Origin of the sequence: Staphylococcus lugdunensis (assembly GCF_001558775.1) — a bacterium.
GTDB classification, from domain to species: Bacteria; Bacillota; Bacilli; order Staphylococcales; family Staphylococcaceae; genus Staphylococcus; species Staphylococcus lugdunensis.
Genome location: NZ_CP014022.1, coordinates 466888 through 487631 on the forward strand (window position 1 = coordinate 466888; position 20744 = coordinate 487631).

The 20744-nt window shown below is 33.7% G+C and carries 16 protein-coding genes; 2 read left to right on the plus strand and 14 right to left on the minus strand.

What is annotated here, in order from left to right; translation table 11 throughout:
* Window positions 1-140: 140 nt before the first annotated feature.
* Entirely contained in the window at window positions 141-1622 is a 1482-nt protein-coding gene (cls, locus tag AL499_RS02280; protein WP_002478254.1) for a cardiolipin synthase, read from the minus strand.
* Window positions 1623-1852: 230 nt separating this feature from the next.
* Between cls and AL499_RS02285 the strand changes: the two genes are divergently transcribed.
* Window positions 1853-2878 (plus strand): threonine aldolase family protein, encoded by a 1026-nt coding sequence (locus AL499_RS02285; RefSeq protein WP_037540366.1) that lies wholly within the window; start codon window positions 1853-1855, stop codon window positions 2876-2878.
* A gap of 393 nt (window positions 2879-3271) precedes the next feature.
* Here AL499_RS02285 and glnA read toward each other — a convergent pair whose 3' ends face one another.
* From glnA to hflX, 4 genes are all read right to left on the minus strand, one after another.
* Entirely contained in the window at window positions 3272-4612 is a 1341-nt protein-coding gene (glnA, locus tag AL499_RS02290; RefSeq protein ID WP_037540365.1) for a type I glutamate--ammonia ligase, read from the minus strand.
* Window positions 4613-4631: 19 nt separating this feature from the next.
* Window positions 4632-4970 carry a MerR family transcriptional regulator gene (locus AL499_RS02295; protein ID WP_012990857.1) on the minus strand — a complete coding sequence of 113 codons (339 nt, stop codon included), beginning with the start codon at window positions 4968-4970 and terminating at the stop codon, window positions 4632-4634.
* Window positions 4971-5398: 428 nt separating this feature from the next.
* Complete coding sequence (locus AL499_RS02300) at window positions 5399-6637, minus strand: methionine gamma-lyase family protein (RefSeq protein ID WP_002492656.1); 1239 nt, start codon at window positions 6635-6637, stop codon at window positions 5399-5401.
* 18 nt (window positions 6638-6655) lie between these two features.
* Window positions 6656-7894 (minus strand): GTPase HflX, encoded by a 1239-nt coding sequence (hflX, locus tag AL499_RS02305; protein ID WP_002492660.1) that lies wholly within the window; start codon window positions 7892-7894, stop codon window positions 6656-6658.
* A 110-nt stretch (window positions 7895-8004) separates the two neighbouring features.
* Between hflX and AL499_RS02310 the strand changes: the two genes are divergently transcribed.
* Window positions 8005-8481 (plus strand): glutathione peroxidase, encoded by a 477-nt coding sequence (locus tag AL499_RS02310; RefSeq protein WP_002459237.1) that lies wholly within the window; start codon window positions 8005-8007, stop codon window positions 8479-8481.
* Window positions 8482-8641: 160 nt separating this feature from the next.
* Here AL499_RS02310 and hfq read toward each other — a convergent pair whose 3' ends face one another.
* From hfq to mutS, 9 genes are all read right to left on the minus strand, one after another.
* A complete protein-coding gene (gene hfq, locus AL499_RS02315; RefSeq protein WP_002459238.1) occupies window positions 8642-8881 on the minus strand; it encodes an RNA chaperone Hfq in 240 nt (79 codons plus the stop codon).
* Entirely contained in the window at window positions 8878-9831 is a 954-nt protein-coding gene (gene miaA, locus AL499_RS02320; RefSeq protein ID WP_002459239.1) for a tRNA (adenosine(37)-N6)-dimethylallyltransferase MiaA, read from the minus strand. Before miaA ends, hfq begins: the two co-directional genes overlap by 4 nt.
* 6 nt (window positions 9832-9837) lie before the next feature.
* Entirely contained in the window at window positions 9838-10773 is a 936-nt protein-coding gene (locus AL499_RS02325) for an alpha/beta hydrolase (RefSeq protein ID WP_002492112.1), read from the minus strand.
* 251 nt (window positions 10774-11024) lie between these two features.
* Window positions 11025-12698 (minus strand): glycerol-3-phosphate dehydrogenase/oxidase, encoded by a 1674-nt coding sequence (locus AL499_RS02330; RefSeq protein ID WP_002492114.1) that lies wholly within the window; start codon window positions 12696-12698, stop codon window positions 11025-11027.
* A gap of 142 nt (window positions 12699-12840) precedes the next feature.
* Window positions 12841-14340 carry a glycerol kinase GlpK gene (glpK, locus tag AL499_RS02335; protein WP_002492109.1) on the minus strand — a complete coding sequence of 500 codons (1500 nt, stop codon included), beginning with the start codon at window positions 14338-14340 and terminating at the stop codon, window positions 12841-12843.
* Between the two features lie 92 nt (window positions 14341-14432).
* Window positions 14433-15251: an MIP/aquaporin family protein gene (locus AL499_RS02340; protein ID WP_002459244.1), complete on the minus strand. Its 819-nt coding sequence runs from the start codon at window positions 15249-15251 to the stop codon at window positions 14433-14435.
* Between the two features lie 329 nt (window positions 15252-15580).
* A complete protein-coding gene (locus AL499_RS02345; protein WP_002459245.1) occupies window positions 15581-16114 on the minus strand; it encodes a glycerol-3-phosphate responsive antiterminator in 534 nt (177 codons plus the stop codon).
* A gap of 14 nt (window positions 16115-16128) precedes the next feature.
* Complete coding sequence (gene mutL, locus AL499_RS02350) at window positions 16129-18042, minus strand: DNA mismatch repair endonuclease MutL (protein WP_037540362.1); 1914 nt, start codon at window positions 18040-18042, stop codon at window positions 16129-16131.
* 16 nt (window positions 18043-18058) lie between these two features.
* Complete coding sequence (mutS, locus tag AL499_RS02355; RefSeq protein ID WP_037540359.1) at window positions 18059-20668, minus strand: DNA mismatch repair protein MutS; 2610 nt, start codon at window positions 20666-20668, stop codon at window positions 18059-18061.
* Window positions 20669-20744 lie beyond the last annotated feature (76 nt).

Here is a 20744-nt window from a genome sequence, read left to right on the forward strand (position 1 = left end):
GTTTGACTATTACAACAATAACAAGGAATGACGTTTGATATTAGATGCAAATGTCATCATGTTAGAATGACATTTGTCATAAAAAACACCTACTGAAAATATTTCAATAGGTGGTAATACTCCAATACTTTAACTACTTGTTATAAAATTGGTGATACGAGCTTTGCAATGTCTTCTTTTATTTTTATTTTTAATGAACGTTGGTTATATTTTTCTTTAGTTAACAATTTAGATTTTTTGATATCTTCTTGATAAGCTTTTTTTAATTGCTGTGCAATCGTTTTATCATATACAAAGGCATTGACTTCAAAATTAAGTTCAAAACTTCTGTAATCCATATTAGCTGTACCTACAGACACTACTTCATCATCAATCATACATAATTTTGAATGAATAAAGCCATTTTGATAGGTATGAATATGCACCCCACTATCTAATAGAGCGGCCGCATTAGAAAAAGTCGCCCAATAAACAAAAGGATGATCCGGTTTGCATGGTATCATAAGATGCACTTCTACCCCTGTACTCGCTGCCATTTTTAATGCATTAATATAAGCATTATCCGGTATAAAATAAGGCGTCTGTAAGTAAATCGATTTTTTAGCACTCATAATCATTTTAGTATAACCAAATTCAATTTGATGCCAATCTTCTGCCGGACTACTTGCCACAATTTGAAGTGGTGTATGACCATCTCCATAATCTTTTTTAGGAAAATACTTACTATCATATTCAAATTGAGTACGATGTGCTTGAGAGTTCCAATCTAAAATAAATCTTACTTGCAAGGCATCAACTGCATCACCTTGAATTCTAAAATGTGTATCTCTCCAATAACCTAATTTTCCCAATCCTAAATAATCATCTCCTATATTAAAACCACCAATATAGCCTTTTTGACCATCTATGACTATAATTTTACGATGATTACGATTATTCATTCTAAAATTAATTAATGGAAACTTCGATGCAAAGAATGCTTCAACTTCGCCTCCAAGTGCTTTAAATTGCTTAAATTTAGATAAGCCAACTTTTTTAGAACCAACATCATCATAAAGGAGTTTTACTTCTAAACCTTCTTTTAACTTCGTTTCTAAAGCATCAAGAATACGTTTACCTAAACCATCTAACTCAAACGTATAATATTCTAAATGAATGTAGTGTTTAGCATTGTATATATCTTCTATAACTTGATCAAACAACTCATGCCCATCCGTAAATACATCCACTTGATTATTTTCAGTTAAAAAGCCATCTTGGTTCATAAGCAACATGCGAACTAAATCATGATGTGTTGTTACTAGTTCATTGCTAGTACCATAATTATGTTTGTCAAAACTTTTTATCTGATCATCTATCAATTGCTTAAATGCATTAAGCTCCTTACCATTATGTTTTTCCATTTTACGCTTTGACACAGTTCGACCAAAAAATAAATATAAAACAAAGCCAATGAGTGGCAATACTAACAGCACAAAAAGCCATGCCCATGTTGACGTAGCACTTCGTCTATTACGTTCTAAAAAGATAATAATAAATGCTAAAATCAAGTTCAATATAAAGCCAATGATTAACAAAAATGTAAATATAATACCTAAATTTCCCGTTACCCCTAAGAACATAATTCATCTTTCCCTCTTTCAGCGTCATTTATATTCATTATTCATATTTATTTACTAATTTAAATAATAGCTTTTTTAGTTTTAAATATCAAACTACTGTATCTTTTAACATCAACTTTAAAACGCTTACAATTATTTAATTGCGAAATTTAATTTATTTCCAACGAAAAATGCGCTATAATTGTCATATTATATTTTCAGAAAGTTCTGTTAATTTAAGGGGGAATTTCATGATTTCATTTGAAAACGATTATTTAGAGGGTGCACATGAAAAAGTGTTACAACGACTTATAGAAACAAATATGATGCAAGAAGCCGGTTATGGTGCCGACCAATTTTCTCAACAAGCAGCTGATAAAATTAGAGAAATTATTGACTGTCCACATGCGACTGTAAGATTTTTAGTTGGTGGCACACAAACCAATCAAGTCGTTATAAGTACAGTATTAGAACCGTACGAAGCTGTGATTTCAGCCAATACAGGACATGTTGCCGTTCATGAAGGAGGAGCCATTGAATTCAGCGGTCACAAAGTAATAGAGTTAGAATCAAACGAAGGAAAAATTACAGCAGAATCAGTGAAACAATATTTGGAAACATTTAATAGTGATTTCAAAAAAGAACATATGGCCTTTCCGGGAATGGTTTATATATCACATCCTACAGAATATGGTACGCTCTATTCAAAAAGTGAGTTACAAGCTTTGTCAGAAGTATGTCGTAAGCATCAAATACCATTATTTATGGATGGTGCTAGATTGGGTTATGGCGTAATGAGCGACGCAACTGACGTAGATATCACAGATATTGCAAAGTATTGTGATATTTTTTATATCGGTGGCACAAAAGTTGGTGCATTGTGCGGTGAAGCAATTGTCTTTACGCAATATAATGAACCAAAACACTTCACTACACGCATTAAACAACACGGTGCATTATTAGCTAAAGGACGATTAGTTGGTATTCAATTTTTAGAATTATTTACAAACAATTTATATTTTGACATCAGTCGTCATGCGATTCACATGGCCAATAAAATGAAAAAAGGGTTTATTGACAAAGGTTACAGAGTCTATTTCGACTCACCTACGAATCAACAATTTTTCATATTAAGCGAAGAGAAAATTCAACAATTACAACAAAAAGTAAAGTTCGCAGTTTGGGAAAAATACGATGAAAATCATCGCGTCGTAAGATTTGCTACAAGTTGGGCAACAACTGAAGAAAATGTCAATCAATTATTAGAATTAATATAATAGAAAATACTTATATTTTTAACTAAAGAAGATATAACAAATTAGCCGTCTAAAAATTTTTGAGTATGATAACAATGTTTTTGACAATATTTGTTATCTACTCTTTTTTTATAGTTTAAAACGTATTACCTTGGTGATTTGAAAGAGTATATAAACCTTTTCTAATCAAATCTAAACATTCTGTAATAATTTAAGATGAATGATGATACTAATGAAAACTTTGAGAAATATATCAAGAATATATTTTAAAATGAGTTGCCCAATAGTTGACCATCCAATGAAAAAATAGCTTTCTTTTATAGGTTAGTTGTCCACTTTTATATAAAAAAGAAGCTAAGGCAAAGTGCCTTAACTCCTTGTTATCCCTAAGTCGGTCCCCTGTTTGCTTAGCGATTAATATTGTTTCATGTATTGGTCGCGCTCCCATTCAGAAACTTGGGTTCTGTAATAATCCCATTCAATTGATTTAGAATTAATAAATTGATTGTAAATATGGTTACCCAATGCTTTTTTAATCGTTGGATTTTCACGCATTGCTTTTAATGCTGTATAAAGTGTTGATGGAAGGTCATGAATGCCAACAGCTTCACGTTCTTCACGATTCATTTCGTAAATATTTTGGTTCACTGGTTTTGGTACTTCTGTTTTATTTTTAATACCGTCTAACCCTGCTTGCAAAATAGCTGCAAGCGCCATATAAGGATTTGCCGCTGGATCTACTGAACGCACTTCAATACGTGTTGATAACCCTCTTGATGAAGGTACACGAACCAATGGAGAACGGTTTTTACCACTCCATGCGATATAACATGGTGCTTCATAACCTGGTACTAAGCGTTTGTATGAGTTTACAATCGGATTACATACAGCTGTGAAGCCACGTGCATTATTTAAAATACCAGCTGTGAAATGATATGCGTCATCTGTTAATTGCATTTCACCATTTGGATCATAGAAGGCATTTTCTTTACCTTTGAATAATGACACATTGAAGTGCATACCGCTACCGTTTACACCGAACAATGGTTTTGGCATAAATGTTGCGTGTAAATTATGTTTACGTGCAATCGTTTTTACAACTAACTTGAATGTTTGAATATTATCACATGCTGAAATTGCATCTGCATATTTAAAATCAATTTCATGTTGACCAGGTGCTACTTCATGGTGACTTGCTTCAATATCAAAGCCCATGTCTTCAAGTTCTAAAACGATATCACGGCGGCAGTTTTCACCTAAGTCAGTTGGTGCTAAATCGAAGTATCCACCATCGTCATTTAACTCAAGTGTTGGTTCACCTTTTTCATCTAATTTGAATAAGAAGAATTCTGGTTCAGGTCCAAGGTTAAAGTCTGTATAACCCATGTCTTCCATTTCTTTCAAGATACGTCTTAAGTTCGCACGTGGATCCCCTTCAAAAGGTTCACCATCCGTTTTATATACGTCACAAATTAATCGTGCTACTTTACCTTGTCCTGCTGTCCATGGGAAAATAACCCATGTATCTAAATCTGGATGTAAATACATATCTGATTCTTCAATACGAACAAATCCTTCAATTGAAGAACCATCAAACATCATTTCATTATCTAACACTTTTTCTAATTGGCTTACTGGAACTTCTACATTTTTTATTGTTCCTAAAATATCTGTGAATTGTAAGCGTAAGTATCTTACATTTTCTTCTTTTGCAAATTTACGAATGTCATCTTTTGTGAATGTACGTTTTGGCATATTTGAATCCTCCACTACTTTATTTAATAAATCTGGATAAATCTCCACGATTTATTGGCAATGCTTCACCTATGGGTTTTTGCGTTGCATCTACAATCATTCTTTTTCTAGTCTCTTGTTCATCAGTTGTTAAATGCCCTTGATCATCTAAAATAATTTGTTTGATTGCTTTGATGTTAAAACCCTTTTCTAAAAGCGCTTTAATCTCTAAAAGTCGTTCCAAATCATTCATTGAAAATAATCGTTTATTTCCTGCTGTTCGTTCGGGCGTTATCAGTTCATGTGTTTCGTAATAACGGATTTGTCTTGCTGATAATTCCGTTAATTTACTTACAACACTCATAGAGAATACGGCCATATTACGCCTTAATTTATCATTAGACACTAATAACCTCACCTCTACTTTTGAACTTGTTAACAATTTAGCATACTTTTTTTTATAATACAAAAATATGTCAGGTTTTCTAACATAGAATGGTTAATACTTCATTAATCTTAATCATACGAAGTCATGTGGTTTATAAAATAGACTGACACTGCTCTTTCAGGAGTCTCGCCATAAATAATACGTATTAACATGTCGTCTTATATTGAAATGCTTAAAAAAACAAGACACTTTCGTATCATTTAATAAACTTTACTAAACTAAATGAACGAGGTGCCTTTTGTATAAAATCCTGATATAAATTAATCTACGCTACCCAATATTGTAAGAACCATATCCAAAGAAAAAGTTTTGGTGTTCCAATTTGAATCCACTACATTTATATTCTAAAATGTTTCTGACTATACTAATTGTTGCTCTTGTAATTGTTTTACTGCATAAATAATCGCTAGTTTAACGTGCTCATAAGTTAAACCGCCTTGGACATAAACTTCATATGGTGGACGAATTGGACCATCTGCAGATAATTCGATAGATGCACCTTGGACAAAAGTGCCTGCAGCCATAATGACATCATCTTCATAACCAGGCATGTAACTTGGCTCTGGACTAAAATGTGCATTTATAGGTGACGCATGTTGAATACTTTGACAGAAAGAAATCATTTGTTCTTTTGTTTCAAATTGTACTGTTTGGATTAAATCAGTGCGTGGTACATCATATTTGGGCGTTGTATGCATATGCATTTTCTCTAATAAAAGACTCGTAAATAAAGCGCCTTTCAAACTTTGGCTCACTATGTGTGGTGCTAAGAAGAAGCCTTGATACATTTCATGAAGTGCATAGACCGAAGCCCCTGCTTCACGCCCAATTCCAGGTGCCGTTAGTCGATAGCCACAACGTTCAATTAAATCTTCACGACCTGCGATGTAACCACCAATTTTAGCTAAACCACCACCAGGATTTTTAATCAGTGATCCTGCCATTAAATCTGCACCACATTCAATTGGTTCTCGTGTTTCAACAAATTCGCCATAGCAATTATCTACAAAAATAATAACATGCGGATATTGTGCTTTAATTTTTTGAATAGCGCATTCAATTTTATCAATATTAAGAGATGGTCGTTGATCATATCCTTTAGAGCGTTGTATAGCAACTACTTTTGTTTTATCAGTAATCGTGCTCAAAACTTGTGAAGTGTCTATATCACCATCTTTTAATGGAATATCACGATATTTAACGCCATGCTCTTTTAAACTTTCGATACCATTACCATTGACGCCTATAACTTCTAATAAAGTATCATATGGACTTCCAGTAATATAAAGTAGTTCATCTCCATGCTTTAACATACTTTGAAGCGCTATTGTAATCGCATGTGTACCTGAAATAATTTGCGGACGCACCAAAGCTGCTTGTGCTCGAAATGTATGTGCATAAATCTCTTCTAAATGCTGCCTTCCAATATCATCATATCCATAACCAGTAGTTCCTAGTAAATCACTTTCTGTTGCTTTTACATGATGAAATGCTGCTAGTACTTTTTCCTGATTCAAAACTGCAATGTCTTCAATCTGTTGAAAAAATGGTGCTAAGATATCTTCTACTTCTGCAATTGTGTGTGTTAAATCTGACATGTATAATCTTCCTTTTTGTTATTTTCTATATCCCGTAACCTCATAACAATTGTTTTGAGGATTAAAGTTCATTTCTTCTATTAGTGTATGCTGTTTCAAAAAGTATATGCGTTGTGCATTGGAACTTGCCACAGTTTCTGAATAATAAGTTAAACTTTCTTTTATCTGTTTAATTAACAACGCTTTGACCTTTGTAATATCTGAATGATGCTGTGTCGATACAAATTCAGATAATGATGATGACATTGGTAAAGCCATTGTAGAAGGGCATAAATCTCTTTTGTTAAACAATACAACTTGTGGAATTTGGTCCATTTCTAATTCTTGAATTAGCTGATTGACTGTTTCGTATTGTGAGCGAAATTCAGGGTGGCTCGCATCAACTATATGTAATAATATATCAGCATTTTTGGCTTCTTCTAAAGTGGATTTAAATGCAGCTACTAAAGTTGTTGGTAGTTTTTGAATAAATCCTACTGTGTCCGTAATTATCACATTAAATCCTTCATTTAGCTGGATTTGTCTAGTTTTAGGGTCTAGCGTAGCAAACAATAGATTTTGCTCATAAGTACTTTCACCAGACAATACATTAAACCATGACGATTTACCTGCATTAGTATAGCCAACTAATGCTATTTGAAATACTTGATTTTGCTCGCGTTTATTTCGATATCTTTCTCGATGTTCAACTATTGTCTGTAATTGATGTTTAATTTCATTTATTCGTGTTCGAATATGTCGTCGATCCATTTCTAACTTGGTTTCACCTGGACCTCTCGTACCTATTCCTCCACCTAAACGTGACAAACTCTTTCCATGGCCTTGTAGTCTAGGTAGTAAATAATCTAACTGTGCTAATTCAACTTGTAACTTCCCTTCTTTACTTTTAGCACGTAATGCAAAAATTTCTAGTATAAGTTGTGTGCGGTCAATAATCTTAACATCTAACGCATCATTTAAACTTTTGGACTGTGCTGTCGTTAATTCATCATTTGCTACAACGACATCTATATCATGTAAATCAATAAATGCTTTAATTTCATCGATTTTACCTTTACCAACATAATATTTATGATCAACTTGTTGTCGATTTTGTGTTATTTGACTAACCACTTCAAGCTGGCATGTCTGTGATAAGGCCTGTAATTCTTGCATAGTTGAATCATAATCAAATTGATTATCTACTTGGGCATTTACACCGACTAAAACTGCAGTTTCTCGTTTCTGTTGTGTGCTATATGCTGCTTGTTGCACCATAGTATGCATCTCCTTAATCTTGCTACTCAAATCATTCTAACACAGTGCTTTATTTAAGACTATCTGCATAAATTATGTTAAATTAAAGATAAATTGAAAGGGTGAATAGAATGGAAAATATTTATGATATTGTCGTTCAAACTTCAGATGGTAAAGACTATAAATTAGAAAAATATAAAGGGGACGTCATGCTCATCGTGAATACTGCAAGTGAGTGTGGTTTTACACCTCAATTTGAAGGACTTCAAGAGATTTATGATAAATACAAAGAACAAGGTCTTGTCGTATTAGGTTTTCCATGTAATCAATTCGGTGGTCAAGAACCTGGTTCTGGTGCTGAAGCTAATCAAAATTGTAAAATTAATTATGGTGTCACATTCCCTATTCACGAAAAAATTGATGTAAAGGGAGAGCATCAACATCCATTATTTAGATTTTTAACTGACGCGCAACATGGTATGTTTAATGAGAAAATTAAATGGAATTTTACGAAGTTTTTAGTTGATCGTCAAGGTCATGTGGTTAAACGTTTTTCTCCTCAAAAGAAACCTGCACAATTACATGAAGCAATTGAAGCTCTTTTATAACACAAAAAGGCATCCAGTTCGTTTTTAGCGAGCTGGATGCTTTTTACAAACAACTAACGATATTATTTTAATGCGTTATCGCCTATGTTTGTAAACATGTGTAGTAACCGAATACTTCGCTTACTTAGATATGATGATTAAAAGCTTGTAAGCTTATAACCTATTCTTCGCTGTTTGTTTCAACAGTGTCTGAGCCTTCTGTATCTACAGCAAAAGTACTGATCGCATGTTTGTAAATCAAATGTTGTTTACCTTGAGATACGATGTTGACAACATATTTGTCAAAGTCTTCAATAACACCTTTCATTTGGAAACCATTTAAGAAGAAGACAGTGACTTCTGTTTGATTCACTTTAAAATTTTCTAGTGTTTGGTCTTGGATGTTGTGATTTGCAATCATTTTACAGAACTCCTTTTATTTATTTGGGTTGTAATCTCATCTAACATCATTTGAAGCGACATGTTCTCTTTATCTAACCATCGCACTTTCATCTTATTCTTGAACCAAGTCAGTTGTCTTTTGGCGTATTGTCTCGAATGCTGTTTCAATTTATCAACTGCATAAGACAATGTTTCTTCACCTTTGACCACAGGAATTAGCTCTTTATAGCCAATTGCTTGCATGCTCTGTTCATGCTCATATCCTGATTCAAGCAGTGCTTCCACTTCCCTAAATAATCCGTTGGTCAACATAATATCAACTCGTTTATTTATTTTAAAATATAATGTTTCACGCGACATTTCAATCCCTACTAATAATGTATCATAATTTTCTGTAAATTGTTGAACTTTCTTGCGTGAACTTAAAAGTTTTTCTGTTTTTAAATAATATTCTATTGCCCTAAGTACTCTTTTTCGATTATTAGGGTGTATTTCTAAAGCAGATTTTGAATCAAATGTATTTAAATATTGATGTAAATGATCATTATCTAATTCTTCTAATTCATTCATTTTTTTTGCGACTTCACGTTTCTTTTCAGCTGTAATTTCTTCCTTTTCAAATGGATAATTATAAATCAGTGATTGAATATACAAACCTGTACCGCCTGCAATAATAGGAATTTTCCCTCTCGCAGTGATATCTGCGATGCATTGTTCTGCACGTTTTTTAAATTCGTATGCCGAAAAGGCTTCATCTGGATTTAAAATATTGATAAGATGATGCGGTACACCTTCCATTTCTTCTTGTGTTACTTTTGCTGTACCTATATCCATTTGTCTGTACACTTGCATTGAATCGCCACTAATCACTTCACCATTTATTTTCTTAGCTAGGGCAACACTCAATTCAGTTTTCCCTGATGCCGTTGGACCAACGACAACAACGATAAACGGCTTTTTGCTCATCATATTTTACTATCCTCTCTCGTTTGTTCGCTTCAAAATATGTTTTTCAATCCATTCAAACATGTGATTCCATGTTAAATCATAATTATCTTCAAATAATATTTCATGTCTTTTGAATTTATATAGTTGTACCGTGATATGTTTTATACCTGCTCTTTTAAATTTTCGTCCTAGCTTACGCACACCTTTGCCGTAATCACCAAATGGATCTTCCTTACCTGATATCAACAAAATCGGTAGCTTACTATTTATCTTCTTGAGTTCTTTTTTCCATGATGTCACCATCATATATTTAACCGTTTGATAGATAAGTTGATTAGACACTAAAAAGCCACAGTATTCATCTTCAACATATTTATCTACTTCTGCTCGTTGAGAAGATAGCCAATCGCTTGGCGTTTGAGGATTGTCGATACGTTTATTAAATGATTTATAAACAAGTTGATTTACCCATTTTAGACGCTTTCTTCTACCTAGGCATAAAGCTATAAGTTTAAGACTAACTACTGCTGGAATGGCTTTCCATAATGGAAATTGACCTGTCCCCGTCAAAATTAAGCCATCAACAACATCAGGGTATTGTTCAACAAAACGACGCGCAATAATTGACCCCATTGAGTGACCCAAAACAATATATGGCAATTTGCCAAAGTCACCATATATTGTCCGTGCAATTTCTTCTGCATCTTGAGCTACAATACGCAAATCATCATAGTGGCCGCGTTCATGAATCGTTATTTCCTTTCCATGTCCTCGATGATTGTGACGAATCACGTCGTAACCATGTAGATTAAATGCATGGACTAAATTATCATATCTATCCATATGCTCTGCCATACCATGAAAAATATGTACTACGCCAATTGTGGTCTTATGCGCTTTATTAAGTTTAACTTCCAACATTGTGCCATCTTCAACGGTGATATAAAACGTGCCTTGGCTCACATATATGCCTCCTAAAATGAAATATCATGTACTATGTATAAAATTCAGTGTTATATTTTAATATACCTTTACTTATCACTGTTATCAAATGGTTTGCTTTTGTTGAAAAGCTTAGCCAAAGCTCATTATCTTCAAAATAATTAGTAAAAACGCCTATATTATTAAACAAGAAATAACACCCTGAAAATTAGACCTCCGCCTACTTTTCAAGGTGTTACTCGTTTATATAACAATATTTTTACACATAATACTTATGCTTTTACAGCAGGTTGATCATTGCCAGTTTGAGCCTCATCAATAGCTTGATCTAGTTCAGCAGTGAATTGTATCTTCTGCGCAGGCGTATAGTTCAATAAATTACTTAACACTTCGATAACACCTGCTTTATAGGCTAAAACATCTTGAATATTAAAATACAATTTACCTGTTCGGCGTACCAAGAAGTCGGTTGGTTTATATACCATTTCATTTTGAACACTATAAATAAGTTCAACATAAATTTCAAGTGGTAAATCAATATCGTGCAATTGTGCAGTTTGTGCAATATTAAACAATTGATCTACATTAGATCCGTATTTTGAAGCAAGACGTCGTGCAACATTTTCATCGATATGGAATGCTTTTGCTTCTTGGACTTTTTGTTCAACAAATTGATTAAAGTTCTTACTTCCACCAACGTCACCACCAGAAATTGGTAAATGTTTCGTTGCACACGCATCGAATGTTAAACCATATTGCTGCTTCAATCGCTTAGCTAATAAGTTAACTATATCCAATGCCATATGACGATATCCTGTGAGTTTACCGCCTGCAATTGTTAGAAGACCTGAATCTCCTTCCCATACTTCATCTTTACGTGATATTTCTGAAGGATCTTTGCCTTCTTCTAAAATTAATGGACGCACACCAGCCCACGTAGATTCAATATCACTATCCGTCACTTGAACATCGGGGAACATATAATTAATAGCGTCTATAATATAATCTCGATCTTCTTGTGTCACTAAAGGTGATGCTTTGTCATTATCATAGAATGTATCTGTAGTACCTACATATGCTTTACCTTCACGTGGTATGGCAAAAATCATGCGTCCGTCATTCTCTGTATCGAAATATACCGCTTGTTGTAATGGGAATTTAGATTGATCAATAACTACATGAATACCTTTAGTAAGACGTAATTGTTTATTATTTCTAGCATAATCACCGCTTCTTACTTCATCAACCCATGGTCCAGCAGCATTGATTACTTTTTTTGCTTTAATTTGATAAGTTTCATTTGAAAGTTGATCTTTAACTTCTACGCCATTCACTTTGCGTTTTGTATCGTAAATAAAGTGTTCTGATTTCGTATAATTTATGATATCCGCACCTTGTTCGGCAGCTTTTTTTATAACTTCAATTGTTAATCTAGCATCATCCGTGCGATATTCTACATAGTAGCCTCCGCCTTTTAAGCCTGCTTTTTTAACTAGAGGTTCTTTAGCCAAGGTTTCTTTTTTAGATAACATTTTTTTACGCTCTGCTTTTTTAACACCTGCTAATCGGTCATACATTGCTAAACCAATTGATGTGCTAAATTTGCGAAAGGTTCCACCCTTATGCATAGGTAACAGCATCCATTCCGGAGTTGTAACGTGTGGACCATTTTCATAAACAATGGCGCGCTCTTTACCCGTTTCAGCTACGACACCTACTTGTAGTTGTTTTAAATAACGTAAACCTCCGTGAACAAGCTTCGTTGAGCGTGAGCTCGTTCCTTGTGCAAAGTCTTGCATTTCTACTAATGCAACCTTCATTCCACGCTGGCTTGCATCTAAAGCAATACCTGCGCCCGTAATACCTCCACCAATAATTACCACATCATAATCTTTATGCTTTAAATTTTGTTTGATTGCTTCTCTTTTTAACGTTGATAATGTCATCGTCATACCCCTCCTATATTAGATAAAAAAAGAGAGACCTGTCCCAATACAAAGTACTGTCAAACAGATCTCTTCTTCTCAAGATAAATATTAACTTATTAAAAGTATAACACAAATTAAAACACTACGTCTATTTCATAGTTTATTGTTCAAGTTTGAAAATTTGTGTTGCCTCGACTGCTTTTTTCCATCCTTTATAAAGCTTAGTTCGTTCTTGATCTTCCATTTGTGGTTCGAATTCTTTTTCTAGTTTCCAACGATGTGCAATTTCATCTTTACTATCCCAAAAACCAACAGCTAATCCAGCTAAATATGCTGCACCTAACGCCGTTGTTTCTTGAATTTCCGGTCTTTCCACTGGCGTATCCACAATATCCGCTTGGAATTGCATTAAGAAATTATTTTTTACTGCGCCGCCATCGACACGTAAGTTGTTAACTTCTATATTAGAATCTTTAGACATCGCTTCCATAACATCTCGTGTTTGATAGCATAATGATTCTAAAGTAGCTCGTATAAAGTGTTCTTTTTCTGTGCCACGTGTTAATCCGAATATTGCACCTCGTGCCTCAGCATCCCAGTATGGTGTTCCTAATCCTACAAATGCAGGTACGACATAAACCCCTTCAGTTGATTCTACACGTGTCGCATAATTTTCACTTTGCGGTGCAGAATTAATCATTCTTAAACCATCTCGTAACCATTGAATAGCCGAACCTGATACAAAGATAGAACCTTCTAACGCATAGTTCACTTTGCCATCAAGACCATATGCAATCGTCGTCAATAAACCACTTTCAGATTTAACAGCCTTTTCACCTGTATTCATTAACATAAAGCCACCAGTGCCATATGTATTTTTCACATCTCCACGATCAAAACATGCTTGACCAAATAAAGCAGCTTGTTGATCTCCGGCAATACCACTAATCGGCACTTCTTGACCAAAGAAATGGTAACTAATTGTTTTCGCATAAATTTCACTTGAAGCTTTGACTTCCGGTAACATATTGCGTGGAACATCCAAAATTTCAAGTAATTCGTCGTCCCATTTTAAATCATAAATATTGAACATTAAGGTACGGCTAGCATTGGTATAATCAGTAACATGTGCTTCTTTACCAGATAGTTTCCACACAAGCCACGAATCTATAGTTCCAAATAACAATTCACCATTAGCTGCTTTTTCGCGTGCCCCTTCAACATGGTCTAAAATCCATTTTACTTTCGTACCAGCGAAATAAGGATCTAATAATAATCCAGTACGATCACGGAATTTTTCCTCATGTCCTTGTTCTTTTAATTCTTGACAAATTCCTTGTGTTTGACGTGATTGCCATACGATAGCATGATAAATAGGACGTCCTGTATTTTTATCCCAAACAACTGCCGTTTCACGTTGATTTGTAATACCAATCCCCTCAATCTGATTGGCATTGACATTATTCTCATTTAATACTTCAGCCATAACTGATAACACCGACGTCCAAATTTCATTCGCATCGTGTTCTACCCACCCAGATTGTGGGAAATATTGTTTGAATTCTCGTTGTGAAATCCCTTTGATTTCTCCATCTTTGTTAAATAAAATGGCACGAGAACTTGTAGTTCCTTGATCAATTGATAAAATATACTTTTCCATTTAATGGCCACTCCTTTAGTCTTTTAGCTTAGAAACTGTACAAATGAAATAACTACTAAATTATGCCAATACTAACACAATTTTATTATTAATTAATAAATCGTTTCAATATCATCACTTTGCACAATTTTATTTAAAACAAAACCTAGTATTACAGTTAATATAACTACAATAATGCCAATAATCGATATTGTAGTTAAATGTCCTTTATAGAACAACTGATATAATGCGGCACCTAGCATTCCACCAGCGATAGGTCCAAGAACCGGAACAATTGCATAAGCCCAATTAGATGCGCCTTTACCTGCAATAGGTAACAATGCGTGAGCAATACGCGGTCCTAAATCACGTGCTGGATTAATAGCATAACCAGTTGTACCACCTAGGCTTAGACCAATAGCTATAATTAAACTTCCAATAATGATAGGATTTAACCCATCAGCAATCTTATTGATACCTATAAATAAAATTCCCATTGTCAAAATGGTAGTTCCAATAATCTCACTAATAAAATTGGCCATATAATTTTTGATAGCTGGACCAGTTGAAAAGACGCCTAATTTAGCGCCTTGATCATCAGTTGCTTTCCAATGAGGCAAGTACATAAGCCACACTAGAACACCTCCGACAATGCCACCTAACATTTGTGCCAAAATATAACCAGGTAATTGTGTCCAACTAAAACTACCATCCATGGCTAAAGCAACAGTAACTGCTGGGTTTAAATGTGCGCCTGAAATATTACCAACTGCATAGACCCCCATCGTCACGGCCAATCCCCATCCAAACGAAATAACTATCCAGTCTGACTTGTGTCCCAATGTCCGCTTTAAATTAACATTTGCGCACACGCCACCACCAAACAAAATTAATATAGCAGTACCTAAAAATTCTGCTACGTATACATTCATTAAAATAACCTCCTAAACAAAAAAATCTCCACAATGCATACCTCATTGTAGAAATCTCCTCGTCTCTTATTCTATTATTAACTTGGGACTATCATACTATCGACATGTAAGCGTTGTCAATATTTTGTTTTAAATCGAGTCTTATATTTACTCTAATATTTGAAAATTACAACAATTTTTTATTTAAGCAAGCAGCGGGCTCAAAGTCAAGGTTTACTTTATTGCCCGCCACATATAATTAATCTCATTACCTACACATCATTAAACTTATCATTTTTATTGGTTAATCATTTAATATCATTCTTAATATCATAGGTTATATTGATAAACTACCAAAGACTGCGATCACTAGTAGTTACATAGCTCGCCCCATTTGACACAGCTTCCTCAATTTCTCTTTTTTCGCTAATCAAACCACCAGCGATAACTTCTGTCTTTGTACTTTGTTTAATTATTTTTACAATTTTACTGGCAACACCTGGTAATACTTCTACATAATCAGGCTGAACCTTTTGTATTAATCTAATACTTCGATTTAATGCTTGGCTATCAATAATAAATACTCTAAATATCGTTGTTTTATTTAATGATTTGGCTTTTTGAATCACTTTTGTTTTGGTAGAAACAATACCTTTGGGTTGATAGGTTTGAATAATATATTCACAAGCAAATTCATCATGACTCATACCTTTAATCAAATCAACATGAATGTATGCTGAGATATCATGCTGTGCTAATAGTTCCATAACACTTTTCAAATGTCCTATATGCATATCTAGAAGGACACAAGATTTATAGTCGGTTTCTGTCAGCTTTTCTAAATCTTTCATATTTCTAATTGCCGGTAAAACATTATCATTCATGCGCACTGTCCTTTCTAAACAACTCTTTTAAATAGTTTTTCTAATTCATAATTTGAAAAGTTAATAATAATAGGTCTTCCGTGTGGACATGTAAATGGATCTTCGGCTTTTCTTAACTGATCAATTAAATCTGCCATTTCATTTATTTTAAGATAGTGATTTGCTTTAATTGACTTCTTACAGCTCATCATAATTGCAGCATCTTCGCGCAATTTTTTTATATCAATTTTTTTATGTTCTAATACTAACTCAATCATATCTTTAATAATGTCTTCAACATCTGCTTTCGGCAACCATACTGGATAGCTATTTACAATATAGTCACTACCTCCAAAATGCTCTAAATGCACGCCTACTTTATCTAACTCCGATTGATATTGGTTTATAATGATTTGTTCATCTTTTGAAAAATGAAAGGTCATAGGTATAAGTAAATCTTGTACCTCATTAGTAACCTCTCCTATTTTATCTCTAAAATATTCATATTTTATCCGTTCTTGAGCAGCGTGCTGATCTATCATAAACATGCCATTTTCATTTTGTGCAATAATATAAGTTCCATGTACTTGACCAACAATTTCCATATAAGGGACACGACGCGATGGTGTCTTACTAACCGTACCTTTAATATCTTCTTGTTCCAATAATGAACTATTGCTAGATGTACTATTTTCTAGCTCAGACAAAAATTCTTTTTGTCGTTCAAAGTAATCATCATTTGAATTTCGTTTATTATAAGTAGAGTCAACTGGTTGCACTGTTTCCTCATTGAAATCATCAGATGTCGTTGTCTGTTCTAATTCATTTGAAGCTCGTTCACTAGATGTGTCATTTGAGTTAGTATTTTGTCGTTGTTTCTCAAAATCCATTTGTTGTTGTTCAAATGTATGCAGAACTTTATTCTTTTTCGGCTTCTCATCCCATTTATTTTGTGGTATTAAAATCCGATCATGGAATGCCTCTCTTATCTTTTCAACGATAAGTTGATACAACTGCTCCTCTTTTGACAATCGCACTTCTAATTTTGTGGGATGTACATTAACATCTACTAGTATAGGATCCATTTTAATATTAATATAACAAATTGGATAACGACCAATCATCATCAACGTGTGATAACCTTCAACAATCGCTTTATTAAGAATGAAATTTTTAATATAACGACCATTAATAAAGATAGAAATATAATGTTTATTGCTTCTAGAATGTTCAGGTTTAGCCACGTAACCTTCTATATGGTAATCACTTGTATCACCAGTAATATGAACTAAATCTTTAGCTACTTTCATACCATAAATATCAGCCATAACCTCATTTGTTTTTCCAGAACCATTTGTTTGCAACATTATTTTACCATCTGATACTAAAGAAAAACGAATATCTGGATGACTCATTGCCATACGATTCACAATATCAGTTATTTTACCCAATTCGGTATATAAACTTTTAATATATTTTAAACGTGCCGGCGTGTTATAAAATAATGACTCGACTTTAACATCTGTACCTTTTCTAGCTTTCGCAGGCTTTTTATGCACGATTTGACCATTTTCAGCATAAATCTCATGACCTTGTTCGTTATCAGTACACGTCGTTAAAGTAACCTTTGCAACAGAAGAGATACTTGCTAATGCTTCGCCTCTAAATCCTAATGTTCGTATATGAAACAAATCGTCATCATCATGCAGCTTACTTGTAGCATGTCTATGAAACACTAAATCTAAATCGTCGGCCTCTATACCTGAGCCATTATCAACTACACGAATCGACGAGATACCAGATTCTTCAACTTCTACATTAATTTCAGTTGCATCAGCATCGATTGCATTTTCTAATAATTCTTTTACTACTGAACTAGGTCTCTCAACTACTTCGCCAGCTGCAATTTTATTAGCTAAAGAGGTTTGTAACTCTTTTATTTTTCCCATTTCATTTCACCTCATTTTATAACTTTTTTTGTAATTCATTTAGTTTAATTAATGCATCAAGTGGTGTCATATTGGAAATATTTAATGTTCTAATTTCAGCTTCAATTTCACTTTCTGTGGTTACATCGTCGAATAAGCTAAAGGTTGTTTGTTCATATGCTGGTTTTACAGCTTGATTTTCAGAGTCTTTCAGATATGCTGATTGTGATTCTGCAATATATGCATCTTTATTGTCTTGCGACCGTATCTGTGACGATTGCGTCGATTTTTGTTCGAATTGGTCAAGAATAACTTGTGCTCTTTCAATCACTTCGTTAGGTAAATCTGCTAATTTGGCAACTTGAATACCATAGCTATCATCTACCGCACCATCTTTAACCTTATGTAAGAAAATAAGTTCTCCTTGGTACTCGTCAGCTGCAACATGCACATTTTTCAAACAGCTTAATTCTTGATCTAGATCTGTTAATTCATGGTAATGCGTTGAAAATAGTGTTTTAGCGTGTGATGTTTTTGCGACATACTCTATCATTGATTGAGCTAAAGCTAAGCCATCGTATGTTGATGTGCCACGCCCAATTTCATCAAAGATTATTAAACTGTCCGCCGTAGCATAAGTTAATGCTTTTTGTGCTTCTAACATTTCAACCATAAATGTACTCTTACCTGAAACTAAGTCATCGGCAGCACCAATACGCGTAAATATTTGATCAAATATTGGTAATGTCGCTTTATCACAAGGAACAAATGAACCCATTTGCGCCATAATACTTATAATAGCCACTTGTCGCATATATGTTGACTTACCAGACATATTTGGCCCAGTTATCAAATAAATAAAGTTCTCTTTATTTAACAAGCAATCGTTAGGGACATAATCATTGTGATCCATCACTCGTTCAACAACAGGATGACGAGAATTTTCTAAATTCAATGTCTTATTCTCGCTAAACTGAGGTCTTGTGTAATTATAGCGTTGTGCGATTTCGGCAAAGCTTTGCAAACAATCTAATTCCGAAATGATTTTTGCTTGTTGCTGAAGTTTCTCAGTATACGTTTTAATATGCTCGCGTAATTTTACAAATAATTGATACTCTAGTTCAACTGCTTTATCTTCAGCCCCAAGTATAATGTCTTCTTTTTCTTTTAATTCATCAGTAATAAATCTTTCTGCATTAGAAAGTGTTTGTTTACGATGATAACCATAATCAGTCGGATTAAATCCTTGTAAATTTGCTCTTGTAATTTCAATGAAATAACCAAAGACTTTATTAAAACTAATTTTTAAAGATTTAATACCTGTTTTTTCTCTTTCTCTAGCTTGTAATTGCGCTAACCAGCTTTTTCCATTTTGAGACGCATCCAAATATTCATCTAACTGCTGATTAAAACCACGTTTAAATAGTCCACCATCTTTAACAGATATAGGCGGTTCTTCCACAATACTATTTTCCAATATATCTAATAGGTCATCTAAAGGTTCCAATTTATCAAATTGCTGACTAAATGTTTGATCCATTTCTAACAATAATTGTTTAATATGTGGGATTTCTGATATGGAATGTTTCAATTGAATTAAATCTCGAGCATTAACATTACCGTAACTTACTCGACCAACAAGTCGCTCTACATCATAAACTTGATTCAAATAACCTCTTAATGTATCTCTTTCAATAAAAGCGTTTATTAGCTGATCAACAGCATTTAAGCGATGCTCTATTTCTTGTTGTTGAATTAAGGGACGATCAATCCATTGCTTTAATCGTCTAGCACCCATCGGCGTTTTTGTTTCATCCATCAACCACAATAAAGTGCCTTTTTTTGATTTTAATCGAATACTTTCTGTCAATTCTAGATTTCGTTTTGCATAGTAATCCATTTTCATAAAATCAATTGCAGCATATTCTTTCACATCTTCAATATGAGACAAATCTCTTTTTTGAGTATGGTGAATATAATCTAACAATAATTGTGTTGCATCGAACATCAAGGTTTCTTTTTTGGGATTTACCTCATATTCGTTTTGAGAAAGTAATTCATTGACTGTAATCGTTTCAGTGGTCAAATTTATTTGTCGTGTAAGCGCATCAGACAACGCTTGATTAACAACAATTTCATTCGGATTAATCGTAGTTATTTCATTTAACAGTGTCGATGTACCTTCAAATTGTGTTGTCTTCAATTCACCTGTAGAAACATCACAATAGCTAAGTGCTATTTGATTTTGTCTTTGAATAAAACTCAATATATAATTATTTTGTTTGTCATCCACCCCGCCTTGCTCCATTACAGTACCAGGCGTGACAATACGTACTACTTCTCTTTTCACCATTCCTTTGGTTTGCTTTGGATCTTCCATCTGTTCACAAATAGCAACTTTATATCCATTATTTATCAAAGTTTCAATATAGCTATTTGCCGAATGATACGGTACGCCACACATTGGAATAGTTTTTTCTTTTTTGGCATCTCTTTTCGTTAAAGTAATTTCAAGAACTCGTGATGCTTCTTTAGCATCATCAAAGAACATTTCATAAAAATCGCCTAATCGAAAGAATAATAAACAATCATTATATTGTGCTTTTATGTTTAAATATTGTTGCATCATAGGTGTTACATTTGCCATTTATTATTCACAACCTTATTTCTTTTTACTTTTTGATTTATATTATTATTAAAATTATTTGCCTTCGTTAACTTAT